The following is a 12,451-nucleotide window of genomic DNA, read 5'->3' on the forward strand; positions in this document are numbered from 1 at the left end:
CGCTCCTTAAAGTGAGTTTTGAGTTTTGAATTGCGCGAGAGTGAAGCCGTGGGTCGCGGCCAGTGCGCGGACCTGCTGAACTTGCTCGCGGCTGATATCGCCGTAGGAGCCGTGCTGGCTCATACCGGACAAGCCCATCAACACCGACTCGGCCATGCACGCATACAGCTGACCTTTTTTCAGGTAGGCCCGTACGTTGGGCGCCAGGCCGTCGTCGAACGGCGTCTGGACGATGCCGCCGTGCATGTAGAGCAGGTCTTCGCGTTGGCTCGGCAGGTCTTGATGGACGTTCAGCGGCACGGCGATATCGCAGATGACGCTGCGCTCGGCGAAATGTTCGGCGCCGAGGAATGGCTGAGGCGCATTGGCCGCACACAGGACAACCCGTGCGCCCTTGAGGGCGTCGAGATCGTTGGTGACCGTGATGAAAGCGTTCGCGCCAAGGCGCTCATCCACCAGACGGGCGATGTGCAAACCGAGGTCGGCTTTTTGTCCATGTGAGCGCAACAAGTCACAAAAACCATCAAGGGTCAGCAGTCGCTGCGCCAACCGGTCGTGTTCGGCCGTGCCCTTGAGGATCGAACGGGCCGCGTCGGCGTAAATCAGTTGGGCAGTTTTCTCCAGGCGCCGAACCGAGCCGTCACGACCGCTGCCAATCAGAATCAGGTGATCGACGGTGGCGGACAGCACCGAGGCATAGGTCGAGGCAACGTTACCGGCGGCACCGACAACGGCAGCGGTTTGCTCGCGCAATGCCAGACCTTGCTGTACGCAGCCTTGCTCGATGGCTTCGAGCCCCATGCCGATGGTCAGGGCATTGCCGGACGTCAGCGCCATGTCGGCAATCTTCAGCGCCTGACAATTGTTGGTGACGATCGAGGTGTACATCCCAAGGCCGGCGATGCTGCAGCCATCGGCGCGGGCATCGGTGATACGTCTGCCGACTTCGTCGCGAATGGTGTCCAGGTCACCGCTGAGGATGTACTCGGCCATGGCATCCGAATCCATGCACAGCGGGTACAACGTGAACTCCACCGCCATGCCGAGGCGCGACCGGATGATCACCGGGCCGACTGGCGCAGCGCGGCGTTCAGGCTTGGTGCGGTTGATGAACGTGCGTTTTTGTTCCGGGCTCAGGGCTGCCAGCGAGGGATCGACGTCACCGAGGATATCGGCATCGATCAGGTGGTTGATGAACGCTACCCGAGCGACAACTTCGACCTTGGCATCGATGTTTTCAACGGGCTCGGCCACCCGAAAATCGTCCTGACGGGCTGGCACAGCGGGAATCGAGTCCGCGCAGATACCCGCCGCCAACGGGAACGCATCGCCACGGCGCAGCATGTCGCAGACCCGTTGCAGGGCAGCGATCATCCCGTCGATTTCGCTCAGGGTGATACAGGCTGGCGGCTCCAGGCGAATCACGTTGGAGTTGCTGCCCGACGGTGCTACCCGTAACGCTTCGAATTGCAACAGGTAACCGGCGATCAAGTAACCCAAGGCATCGTTGTACTGGGCCGACGCCTGTACCAGCGAGCTGCTGACGCTCAAGTCGTGCAATTCCAAACCCACCAGCAAGCCACGCCCGCGCACATCGGCGATCACATCCGGATAGGCCATCTTCAGTTCATTGAGCGAGGCTTTGAGGTAGGCGCCCTTGGTGCGTATGTCTTTGAGCATCGCGTCGTCATTGGCGAACAACCGACGCAATGCCGACAGCGCGATATGGCAGGACGCATCGTCCTCGGCGAAGGTCGAGCTGTGGATGTAGCTGAACTCGCCTTCGTAGTGGCTGCTGCGGATCACCGTGGCGGCGATTTTCATCAAGCCGCCGCCAAGGGCCTTGGACAGGCAGTAATAGTCGCCTTGCAGGTTGAACTGGCTGCTGGCAAGAAACGTCCCGGTGCGACCAAAACCCGACTGCACTTCATCGACGATCAGCGGGCATTGTTGCTCGTTACACAGCTTGCGCAGCCCCAGATAGAACTCGGCCGCGAACTCGTTGATACCGCCTTCGCCCTGAATCGGCTCCATCAACACGGCGGTAATCCCACTGAACGGCAGTTGCACCACGTTCAGGCGTTCGCCGTCCCATTGCAGGCTCAACCAATGGTGCGTGTGCCGGGCAGGCAATTCCTGCAACTGACGGGGCTGCTGTGGGTCGATGAACTCGACGTTCAGACCAAAACGGGCAAACGGCGCCCGGTACTGACGGCCATAGGTCAGTTGCACGGTATTGACCAATTTGCCGTGGAAGCTGCCGCGCAGGGCGACAAATACCGGTTCGATGTGCAACTGCGCCAGGTTGTGTTGGCGAACGGCTTCAACCACCTGACGCAAGGTCACGCTGTTCAGGGTGGCCGGCAGGACACCCGCCGGCAGGTCGAGGTCGGCCACATCCAGCTCGCGGTAAGCGCGTTCGCTGGCGGTCAGGCTGGCCAGGGTGAAATCGATGTCGTCGAACTGCTTTTGCAGGCTTTTCTGGCGACGGAACTCCGCGTGCTTGACAGCGATTTCCACCGCCTCCGCGCCACTGTTGGAGAAAGTCGAAATATAACGTTCGGTGTTCTTCAGTTCACGATTGAAGGCGTCGCTGAGTTCTCGCCCCAATTGCCCGGCTGCACCGCGGATCGACAATTGTGCGTTGAACGGCACGTCGTTGCGCAACAGCGCACAAAGCTGATCAACAAACTGCGGGTCGTTGTGGCCGAACAGTGCCGCACCGTAACCGCCGAGAAAGTCGGTGACCGTGACCATGTCGCCCTTGGGGTTGCGGTAGAACAACTGGCTACCGAGGGCGCGCTGAAACTCACATCCCAGGCCCAGTGCCTGGAGCAGGCCGACGAATTTTGGCCGAACGAAATCGCGATAATCCATGAATGTCATATCCCTTAAAAATAAAAAAGAGGCGGTCGCCAGCGTCAGTCTTGAGTGACCTTTGCGCTGTAGAGCACTTGATAGGCGGCGCTGAATCCGTTGTCGTCGCGGTTCAGCACCAGGCAATGAGCAAGGCTCGCGGGGTGGGGCGCGCCCTGAATAAACGGCAGGTTCGCCACTGGCTGCTGCAAACCGGCAATCGGCGGCACGCTTTGGGCCTGCAATGCGCAACGCGCAAGAATCAGATCCACCAGGCTCGGCGCCGCGCTAAGAATGCCGTTGATCGCCAACCCACTGGTGATGTGCGAGGCGCGCGCAAGGGCCAGCGTCTGGCATAACACGCGGTCTTTGTGTGCATCGCCGGTGCCGCTGCACACCAACACATCGGTTGGGCTGTCGGGCAGGCTCAAGCGACCGAGGGTGGCATGGGCCGTCATGTCGGCGAGGCAGGCCTGAGGACCGGCCGGCAGGTCTTCGCGCCGACGCAGCACCAATGCTGCCGCGCCTTCCCCGGCAATGCCACCGGTGCCGCGAAGGTCAAACGGCAGCAGAGTGTTCGAGCCGTTGGCGCTGATGGCACCCGCCTGGACCAACCCGGACAGCGCCAGCGCATCCAGCTCGCTGCCCGCACCGACAATGATTGCCGCGTCAATTCGGTTGTCCTGCAAAGCGGCCGTAGCCTCACGCAAGGCTGCCAGGTTGCCGGCGACACCTTGCATATAGGCGTTGCACTCCCCCACCAGTTTCAGCGCCAGGCTGGTGACACCCAGCAAGCAGTTGCTCAAGCTCTTGAGCACCAGAAAAGGGTCCTGGGCACGGTCTTGCAGGATCCGTTTGGCGAACGCCGCCATGTCGGCGACGCCGTCCTGCAGACAGCCGTGCAACAGCTCGGCATAGGATTCCAGAGACGGATGGGTGTAGCCGCCCTGACAGCAATACAAACCGAAACGGACATCCGGCTGCGCATCGGCCAGGCCTGCTTCTGCCAACGCCTGGCGTACCGCGCTGACCCCCCAAATCACTGCCGGCGTGCAGTAACGCTGAAGGTTTTGCGCAAGGTCTTGTCGGCTGCGTTGGTGGTCCTGATCCTGAATTTGCCCGAACGCCACCACGCGTTCGCTGCGGAACCGTCGGGCGTTCAGCGCCGTAATTGCACTGCGCCCTTCGTTCGCGGCTGCCCAAAAAGACTCGACGCCCCAGCCGCTGGGCAACACGCAACCCGCACCGGCAATCGCGACCGCCTGTTTCATCGCGGCGCCTCCCGGTACTTGCCCAGCGCCAGCGAGGTGTTGAGGCCGCCGAAACCGAAGGAGTTGCTCAGGGCAACGTCGACCTTGCGCTTGACCGCTTGATGGGCGCAGTAGTCGAGGTCGCATTGTTCGTCGGCATCATGCAGGTTCAGGGTCGGCGTGATCCGATCATCCCGGCAGGCCAGGGCCGTGAGCATGAACTCCGGGGCTCCGGCGGCCGCAATCAGGTGGCCGAACTGGGATTTGTTGGCCGTCACCAACAACCGCCGATAATGTTCGCGCTCGGCAAACAGGGTCTTGATCGCCAGGGTTTCGGCAGCATCGTTGAGGGGTGTCGACGTACCGTGGGCATTGATCAGATCGACGTGTTGCGGCTCCAGCCCGGCATCCGTCAGGGCCGCCTGCATCGCCAGCACCGCTCCCCGGCCCTGCGGGTCGGGTGCGGTGATTTTGTAGGCATCCAGGCTGCTGCCGAAACCCAGCACTTCGGCGTACGGCGTGGCCCCTCGGGCAAGCGCCCGTTCGAGGGTTTCGAGCACGACAAAACCACCGCCCTCACCCGCGATCAAGCCACTGCGATGGAGGTCGAACGGCCGACACAATTCGGTGCCCCAACGCTGTTCGCTGCTGGCGGCGCCGAGCAGATACAGCGCGGTCATGGTGTCCAGACTCAGTACCGAATCGGCGCCCCCGGCAATGGCCACCTCGACCTCGCCGCGGCGGATCATCTGGAATGCATTGCCGATGGCCTGGGACGCTCCCGCGCAGGCGCTGCTGATATTGATCACCGGGCCTTCACTACGGATGCCATCGGCAATCACCCGCGCAAGGCGGTCGTTGCTCTGACACAGCGAACCGTCAGGATCGACCTGCGCTTGTCGCGCCATCAGTTGAGCCCAGGACGGCGCCTGCGCCGGGTTGTCCGCCAGGCTGAGCAGCATGTCCTGCAAACGATGAGCTGGTACGCCGGACGCTGACAATACCGCCGCGCTGCGCAACTGTTCGGGGCTCAGGCCACTGTCGGCAATGGCTTGGGTGGCCGCAACCCATCCAAAGCGGGTGCGTTTTTCCAGCGCCCCCTCCCAGGCCGGATGGTCTTTCAAGTGCGCGGGCATCAAGCCCATATCCACGGGCGCTGCATAACGCACGGGGAAAGCACCCGCCTCGACACCTTCCGGTTGCCATGGCCGAATGCAATGCTCGCCGGCCAACATTTTTTGCCACATGGACTGCCACTCGAAACCGAAGCCGGTGACGGCGCCCATGCCCGTGATCACGATCCGTGTGGGGCTCATGGATAACTCTCCATTGTCTCTTTGTCCGACGACGCTCTGGCCAGCAACACCGCGCCCCAATGCCCACCTCGGCTGTGTTCGAGCAACAACGTGTAACGGCTGGAACCCAGTGCCCAGGTCACAGCGATTTCGGTGAGCAAGGCGCTGCTGCCCAAGTCACCTACCAACGCCTTTGAGTGTTCGAGGGTGTGCCCCGATTGGCTGAACAACGCGGCAATCTGCGGATCCTGTGCGTCGGCGACGACTTGCCCGACATCGCTGAGGCACAGTTTTTCGTTGCTCAAAGCACGCTCAATGACGTCGCGACCAACCGCCAGTCCACGCTCGGGTTGCGCGCTGTAACCACGGGCAAACCCGACAATGCGCAACGCAGATTGAGCAGCGCTGCCCGGGTTGGTCGTCAGCAACAGTGCCGCAGCACCTTCGCCGAAAACCCACGGGCCAGGGTTCACAGGTGGGTGAGTAGCGTCACGCAGGTACAACGCCGGAGTGATGTTCGGACTGCTACTGATGACGACGGCAGCATCGGCACGGCCTTCGCTCAGATGGCCGGCGGCATCCATCAAAGCATCCAGCCCCGCATTGCCCTGGGAGCAAAAGCCGCCCATGGGGCCCTTGCAACGCAAGGCCTCAGCCGCGTGGGCCATGACGCTGCTGTTGAGCATCATCAGCGCATGCAGCGGCGGAGTGTGGGCAAAGAATTGCGCCAAGAGATCCGCCGGTTGTTCACCAATGGCGCGCACTGCATCCCAGCACGAGCTCGGGCCATCCACTTCCGGAATGGCAGCGGTCAATGCGATCCGCCCCTCGGGCAGTTCCAGCCCACGCAAGGTCTCGGCGAGACGGCCGGCGCAATACAGCAGACGCGCCCCCTGAGGCTCAAGGCTGCGGGACAACTTGCGGTCGTACACACCGGCCGGCAAGGCAGGCGCTGCAACACAATGGGCCAGGCGTGCGGGGTCGAAATCCAGCGGTTGCGCCGCCTGAGGTTGACTGTCACGAGACGCACATTCAGTACCGGCGGCGTTGAGTACCGACGCAGCGGTGATGTAAACGGCTATTGAATTGGATCTGGTCATTTCATGCCCTGCCCAGCACCAACGAACTGTTCACGCCACCAAACCCGAAGGAGTTGGAGAGCACGACATTGATCGGTTGCTGCAACGGTTCGCAAAGGAATTTCAACTCCGGAAATTCAGATTTTTCCGGCTGAAAATTGAGGGTCGGCAAGGCCACGCCCAACTGAATGCTCATCAACGACAGCACCGCCTCAATGGCACCACTGCCGGCCAATGAATGCCCAACGGCAGATTTATTGGCGGTGAACGTCATCTGCTCCAGGGTTTCGCCGAAGACCTGCGCCAAGCCCAGGGCCTCGCAACGGTCATTGGCCTGGGTCGACGTACCGTGAACATTCACATGGTCCACAGCCGCACTGATCAGTTCGGCATCGGCCAGGGCCGCCGTCATGCAGTCGGCATACTTGCTGCCGTCGCGACTGCTGGAGGTAATTTTTTCTGCCTCGCACAGGTTCGCGTAACCCAGCACCCGGCCCAGCGAACAGGCCTGACGACGCTCGGCATGCTCGCGGGATTCCAGCACCAACAGCGCCGCCCCTTCACTCAGCACAAAGCCGCAGCGGTCCGGCATAAACGGCCGGCTCTGTTCTTGTGGGGAAAAGTCCACTCGCTGGCAGAGTGCGCCCAGCCCATCAAAGCTGTAGTAGGACAACTCATGGGCCATCAACTCCACCGCGCCACACAATGCCAGGTCGATCTCGCCACGGGCGATCGCTCGATAGGCGCTGCCGATGGCCATGGTGCCGGCAGCACAGGCATCGGAATGTGTGGAGATATGGTCACGTACACCCAACCATTCGGCGAGATAGCGGGTTTGCTGATCGACCCGCCGGGCAAACGCCCCACCGCTGAGGGTGTGGTTATCCAGGTAGTGGTCGAGATCGACCCGCCCCTGATCGTCCATGTAACGGCTGGCGTCCCGCAAATCACCGCTCTCGCAATGTTTGTTGGCCCCGACAAAAATGCCGCTGGCGACTCGGGCAAATGCGCCGTCGGCCAACCCGGCATGGGCCAGCGCCTGACGGGCCACGTAATGCGCCAGCCATTCCTGGCGGGAGGTGGTCTGCAGATCACCCGGGAAGGCCGCCGCGATGACCTGCCATTGTTGCTCATCGATAAATCCGGCCGCCGGGTTAGCAAACCCCAGTTCGGCAAACGCCGGGTGCTGGCGAATGCAGGAACGCTTTTCGCTGATCGTCCTGAACAGCGAGGCCGCATCCAGTGCCGTGGGAGCCACCAGACCATAGCCGGTGACCAGAACCTCTCGGGCCTGCATCAAGGCAACCCCTACGCCGAGGTTTTCAACTGGGTGGCCGCGTACTGCTCAACCAACAGACGCGAGATCGAGTCACCGTCCAGAGGGGTCAGGCGGGCACTGCAACCGCCACACACCACTTGTTTACGTTCATTGAGTTGGGCGTGAACCGCGCCACACTCAGGGCAGGTCTCGGGGAGGTAGTTGAAAACGTTATGGCATTGCTGCGCCCAGTTACGTACGGTGGTGGCCGCGAAGACTTCGCCCGGCTGCATACCCGCGCGCAACTGGCCCGGCGCATAAGCGCTGAGGCTCTGTTCCAGCAATGCCACGCCGTCCTGCGTGATACGGCCTTTTTCGACAAACCGGGTGGCGTCGCCGAACACCGCTACCGCGTGATCCAGCACGCTGGTTTTCGGCAAGGTGCAACCGTACTGACGGCCCAGTTGGAAGCTCAGGTCGACAATGTCCAGCGAGTCGGCACTGAGGTCGTCTACGATACTGCTGTGCTCTGCAACGTCGTCCCTATCCATCACCAGCAATTGCGCAAGAATCTCCCGTGTACTGCTGATAACGCTGTCCAGTTCCAATGGATTGTTCATTGAATATTTCCCTACAAAAGCAGCATTGAATGAATGAAGTCATCAGGCCCAAAAAAGCTGTTTTCAGGCCAAATCTAGCGAGGGCCGGGAGTCTAAAGTCTCCCCTTAAGGGGAGAGTCAACTTGCCATCCCGACGCGCCCTGTAACCCTTGGCTTAGGTACCTCAATGGTGCTTGGACAGGGATCGTTAAATGACAAAATCGATTGCCTAAAACAGCACGAAAGTTCCAGATCAGGCGCCCGAAAAAAGAGCACGTCGAGAGCGCAAGCTGCTCATCTGATCATCCCTGCCTTTTCATGGATCATGGGGGCCCCTGTTCCAGAGGATTGCCACACTTGGGGACATATCTGGGGCATGCCATGGAGGACCTTGAACCAGGCCCGAACCCTGCCACCTACAACAGGCCGCTTAAGGCCAGCGAGCGGGTTCAGCGACAAAAGCACCGACCCAGCCGGCGCAACCAGGCCTTACGCCAGCACAACATCAGGCTTACGCCGATTCCGCAGGGCACCTGCGCGCAGCATTACCCGGCACTGCCGGGCGTCAAAGCGGATATCGGCCGCACTACGAGCGTTGAGGCTCAGACGGCTGCCATCGGCGAGCAGCAGGGTCTTGCGCTCGCCGGTGGCGGTGTGAGCGTCGGCCAGCAGGTCGGCCACCGGGGCCAGGCGGTTGAGCACACTGACGCCACCGGCCCCCAACAGCCACAGAGCCAGGCCCTTGCCCAGCAGGTTTCGCCGCGAAGGGTTAGGCAACGCGCGCAAGGCGCAGCTGGCTACCCGTACCTGGCTGGCAGTTCCTGCAGATCAGCCAGCGCGGTCTCGAGCACACTAGAGCCAAGTCCTCAGCCAACGAGTTTTTACAACTGGGTATCTATCGATCCCCCTTCATTTTCCCCGCCCGACCATCAACCAATGCCTGGATCTCCTTGAAGACATCCGAAGCCAGACTGGCCGGGACGCCCCAATAATCAAAGATCCCGCCTTCATCTCGGTGTTGGCCGCAGGTGACGAAAACACCTGTACCAAAGCGCTGTTTCAGACGAGTTGCCAACCAGCCTACAAACCCGCTGTTGTCTGCGCCCTCGGGGAAATGGAAACGGAAGACGCCGAATAACTCCTGGTCGACGGCTTCGCAAGGGACCAGTTGACTCCACACCTTGTCATCTCGAACGAGGGCCAGTGCGCCAGGATCTACCGCACGAGGAAAAGATGACAAAGGAAACTCCAAAAACGCATATGTGCCAGTAAAGAACCGGACACGCGCCTGGGTCGTCACGCGTAACAGCCGGCGCTCCGTCTCTTCCGCCGTTTCATGCGATATGTTCACCATTTCCAGATCTCCGCTCCAAGAAGTACAAGACGCTTACTTTGATTGACCCGGGACATGTTAAGCAGGAAGATCTTCAAGATAAACGCTTGATACAGAACAACATTGACAACTAAAGGTTGTAAATATGGACAAGCTGAAAAGTATGGCGGCGTTCGTGGCGGCAGCCGAATCAAACTCGTTTTCGGCAGCGGCGGCACTACTGGGCGTAACCCCGCAACTGATTGCCAAACAGGTTGGCAATCTGGAATCTCAGCTAGGTCTCAAACTGATCACCCGAACCACCCGCCGTCAAAGCTTGACCGCCTTGGGTGAAGCATACTATTCGCGCTGCAAGGCAATCCTGAACGACGTTGAAGACGCCGACGCGCTGGCGCTGGCAGCGAACTCAACGCCACGCGGAAAAATCAGGATCAGCGCGCCCTACAATTACGGCTCGCATCGATTAATTCCATTCCTTACCCAGTATCTAACGCGTTACCCCGAAACGGAAATCGAGCTGGAATTGACAGACCGGTTTGTGAACATCGTGGAAGAGGGATTCGAAGTCGTCTTCCGCTTGGGAAAACCTCAACTGGCCGACAGTGCAGCATTGGTTCAACGCGGCTTGAAGCCTTTCAGGATGTTCGCCTGCGCATCCCCTGCTTATCTGTCGCGCAGAGGAACGCCGGTCCATCCCGAGCAACTCGTGGACCATGATTGTCTGGGCTACCTGTTTTCCGATCGAATGACGGACAAGCTTTGGCGATTCACCAAAAACATGCAGACGTTCACGATCCCCATTGCGAGTCGACTGAACGTCAACAACACCCAGGCCAAGGTGAACGCGGCGTTGTCGGACTTCGGTATCACGCTCTGTGTCGAGGACGTGCTCATGCCTTACGTGCAACGAGGTGAATTGGTCGTACTCTTTGAGGACTTCGAAGGACCCACCTACCCCGTCAACCTGATCTACCCAGCCGACCGTCGTCCCTCGGCAAAGGTCAGGCACTTCATCGACGAAGCCGTCGATGCGTTGGGCAGAAGCAGCAGCGAGGGCTGATAGCGACGCTCAGCGGACGGGCACTGGATGCCCTGCGCCGGCTTTCGTCATCGCTGAGAAACCACTCAGTGTGGTGAGTTCGAATTCCAAGGCAGTTTGTCACTGCGCTGGCCGTAGCGGACGGTCAGCGCAAGGCCTGAGGTTGAGTTGGCCCACCCCTGGATTCGCGTTTAAACCGGTGTCACACCGATTTCAAGGCAATACGCCTCGGTTGCTTGCTCAATCAGCTTGATGTTCTTGTTGGCGCGTACCAACAGGAAACCACCCAGTGCAATCATGATGATGCCCGGCACCAGCAAGAACAGCATGGGTACCCCCAGAATGATACAGAACCAACCGACCAGCTTGAGGAATTTGGAACCCTTAAGGAGCATGTTTTTCTGCGTGAAAATGGCATCCGGGTCTTTGCTACCCAGCATTTTGTAACTGCCAATAATTTCCCGCTCGTTCGACATCCACATATGTTTCTTAACATCCATTTAATGTGTGAAATTTACGCCACCGCACCTCTTGCGCTGTCGAAATGTCAAGAGGCTTTTTAGGCAGTTGCTGCGAGCCACCCTTGCACCTTGCTTGGCTCAGGCCCTGGCGGGCGCGTGAACCGGCGGCGATTTAATCATGGTGAAGGGAGGTCATTCAATAGTTTAAACTGTACATAACTCATTGAATTAGCAGGGACCTTGCGCTGCCGGTGTCAACCACCGCGTTGAATTCTTCGCGCTCATGCCCCTCCCACAAAGTCTACGTCGCACTCTCGAATTGAGTTCTCTGCGTGACAGCGCAACCCGGAAAGGCTAGGGGGTCTTCTACAGGGACCGCGCAAGCTTTTAGAGCAAGGCAGTTACCCTCTTCTCTTGTACAACCGTCCGCAAGACCAAATGCCTGCCTATTCAACTATCCTGCCTGTCAAACCGCGCACTTCAGCATCTGGCTTGTCAGCACGCTGCGATATTGCTAGTGTCGATCCATGACCAACCATTACCTCACCTCGACCACCGCGACCACGACCGCTGAAGGCGGAGCGTGTGAGGTGTCGTGAGCTGATAGCAGACGAACTTCAAAGGCCCGCCAGTGATGGATAGGGCCTTTTTTTATGCCCGTGCGTCGCTGGTTCAAACGCAAGGAGATGCATCCATGTATGCCCTGTTGATACTCGACATCCAAGTGGGACTTGTTCATGGCACTGAACGGCCCTGGCGCTGTGGGGAGTTGTTGGAAACCTTGAATGCTCTAATGGATAAGGCGCGGAGCGCAGCAGCTCCGATTTTTCTCGCGCGCCATATCGGGCCAGCCGGATCTCCAATTGAATCAGGTAGTCCGTTGACAATGATTGCTGAGGAATTGAACCTGCTGGGTGGAGAAGTAGTGTTCGAGAAGCGGAGGCCCAACGCCTTCGAAATGACCGAGCTGGCAGCCAGTTTGCGCTCTTGCGGCGCTACCGGTGTGGTAATTACGGGAATGAAAACCCAGTACTGCGTAGACAGCACCTGCCGTGCTGCCCGTGATCTTGGCTTTGATGCTGTACTCGTCGCGGACGGCCATACCTGTTCAGATACGCCCGTGATGAAAGCTGAGGATATCGTTGCTCATCACAACGCAACGCTCGATGGCCCGTTTTGTCAGCTGGTTCGTGCTGAAGAATGGCGCTTCTAGTTGAGCCTGGTAACCCCGGTTCGATAGCCATCACTCGCAACCGGCAGGTCGACCTGTCGGTTTCGAGA

At 59.7% G+C, this 12,451-nt stretch carries 11 protein-coding genes; 2 read left to right on the plus strand and 9 right to left on the minus strand.

Annotation, left to right across the window (positions count from 1 at the left end):
- Positions 1-6 precede the first annotated feature (6 nt).
- From CAY82_RS07680 to CAY82_RS07715, 8 genes are all read right to left on the minus strand, one after another.
- Complete coding sequence (locus CAY82_RS07680) at positions 7-2,877, minus strand: aminotransferase class III-fold pyridoxal phosphate-dependent enzyme (protein WP_087500678.1); 2,871 nt, start codon at positions 2,875-2,877, stop codon at positions 7-9.
- Between the two features lie 44 nt (positions 2,878-2,921).
- Complete coding sequence (locus CAY82_RS07685) at positions 2,922-4,127, minus strand: beta-ketoacyl synthase N-terminal-like domain-containing protein (RefSeq protein ID WP_087500679.1); 1,206 nt, start codon at positions 4,125-4,127, stop codon at positions 2,922-2,924.
- The gene (locus tag CAY82_RS07690) at positions 4,124-5,422 is read right to left on the minus strand and encodes a beta-ketoacyl-[acyl-carrier-protein] synthase family protein (RefSeq protein WP_084858048.1); all 1,299 of its coding nucleotides are present in this window, start codon (positions 5,420-5,422) and stop codon (positions 4,124-4,126) included. The genes CAY82_RS07685 and CAY82_RS07690 overlap by 4 nt, the downstream gene beginning before the upstream one ends.
- Positions 5,419-6,333 (minus strand): beta-ketoacyl synthase, encoded by a 915-nt coding sequence (locus tag CAY82_RS07695; protein WP_087500858.1) that lies wholly within the window; start codon positions 6,331-6,333, stop codon positions 5,419-5,421. Before CAY82_RS07695 ends, CAY82_RS07690 begins: the two co-directional genes overlap by 4 nt.
- A gap of 169 nt (positions 6,334-6,502) precedes the next feature.
- Positions 6,503-7,777: a beta-ketoacyl-[acyl-carrier-protein] synthase family protein gene (locus tag CAY82_RS07700; protein WP_087500680.1), complete on the minus strand. Its 1,275-nt coding sequence runs from the start codon at positions 7,775-7,777 to the stop codon at positions 6,503-6,505.
- 11 nt (positions 7,778-7,788) lie between these two features.
- Positions 7,789-8,358 (minus strand): acyl carrier protein, encoded by a 570-nt coding sequence (locus tag CAY82_RS07705; protein WP_087500681.1) that lies wholly within the window; start codon positions 8,356-8,358, stop codon positions 7,789-7,791.
- Positions 8,359-8,826: 468 nt separating this feature from the next.
- Positions 8,827-9,123 (minus strand): FecR domain-containing protein, encoded by a 297-nt coding sequence (locus tag CAY82_RS07710; protein ID WP_087500682.1) that lies wholly within the window; start codon positions 9,121-9,123, stop codon positions 8,827-8,829.
- A 109-nt stretch (positions 9,124-9,232) separates the two neighbouring features.
- Positions 9,233-9,691 carry a DUF6196 family protein gene (locus tag CAY82_RS07715; protein WP_087500683.1) on the minus strand — a complete coding sequence of 153 codons (459 nt, stop codon included), beginning with the start codon at positions 9,689-9,691 and terminating at the stop codon, positions 9,233-9,235.
- A gap of 124 nt (positions 9,692-9,815) precedes the next feature.
- Between CAY82_RS07715 and CAY82_RS07720 the strand changes: the two genes are divergently transcribed.
- Positions 9,816-10,730: a LysR family transcriptional regulator gene (locus tag CAY82_RS07720; protein WP_087500684.1), complete on the plus strand. Its 915-nt coding sequence runs from the start codon at positions 9,816-9,818 to the stop codon at positions 10,728-10,730.
- A gap of 170 nt (positions 10,731-10,900) precedes the next feature.
- Here CAY82_RS07720 and CAY82_RS07725 read toward each other — a convergent pair whose 3' ends face one another.
- Positions 10,901-11,185, minus strand: a complete 285-nt coding sequence (locus CAY82_RS07725) for a hypothetical protein (protein WP_140399090.1) — start codon at positions 11,183-11,185, stop codon at positions 10,901-10,903.
- Between the two features lie 679 nt (positions 11,186-11,864).
- On the opposite strand from CAY82_RS07725, the gene CAY82_RS07730 reads away from it, so the two are divergent.
- Positions 11,865-12,383: a cysteine hydrolase family protein gene (locus tag CAY82_RS07730; protein WP_087500686.1), complete on the plus strand. Its 519-nt coding sequence runs from the start codon at positions 11,865-11,867 to the stop codon at positions 12,381-12,383.
- Positions 12,384-12,451: the final 68 nt, after the last annotated feature.

It is taken from the genome of Pseudomonas sp. SID14000 (assembly GCF_002165135.1).
GTDB lineage: Bacteria > Pseudomonadota > Gammaproteobacteria > Pseudomonadales > Pseudomonadaceae > Aquipseudomonas.

Bases quoted from the DNA above. Each gene is read 5' to 3' on its own strand.
- CAY82_RS07705 (WP_087500681.1), bottom strand. From the start codon at position 8,358: ATGAACAATCCATTGGAACTGGACAGCGTTATCAGCAGTACACGGGAG.
- CAY82_RS07700 (WP_087500680.1), bottom strand. From the start codon at position 7,777: ATGCAGGCCCGAGAGGTTCTGGTCACCGGCTATGGTCTGGTGGCTCCC.
- CAY82_RS07715 (WP_087500683.1), bottom strand. From the start codon at position 9,691: ATGGTGAACATATCGCATGAAACGGCGGAAGAGACGGAGCGCCGGCTG.
- CAY82_RS07730 (WP_087500686.1), top strand. From the start codon at position 11,865: ATGTATGCCCTGTTGATACTCGACATCCAAGTGGGACTTGTTCATGGC.
- CAY82_RS07685 (WP_087500679.1), bottom strand. From the start codon at position 4,127: ATGAAACAGGCGGTCGCGATTGCCGGTGCGGGTTGCGTGTTGCCCAGC.
- CAY82_RS07720 (WP_087500684.1), top strand. From the start codon at position 9,816: ATGGACAAGCTGAAAAGTATGGCGGCGTTCGTGGCGGCAGCCGAATCA.
- CAY82_RS07725 (WP_140399090.1), bottom strand. From the start codon at position 11,185: ATGTCGAACGAGCGGGAAATTATTGGCAGTTACAAAATGCTGGGTAGC.
- CAY82_RS07680 (WP_087500678.1), bottom strand. From the start codon at position 2,877: ATGGATTATCGCGATTTCGTTCGGCCAAAATTCGTCGGCCTGCTCCAG.
- CAY82_RS07690 (WP_084858048.1), bottom strand. From the start codon at position 5,422: ATGAGCCCCACACGGATCGTGATCACGGGCATGGGCGCCGTCACCGGC.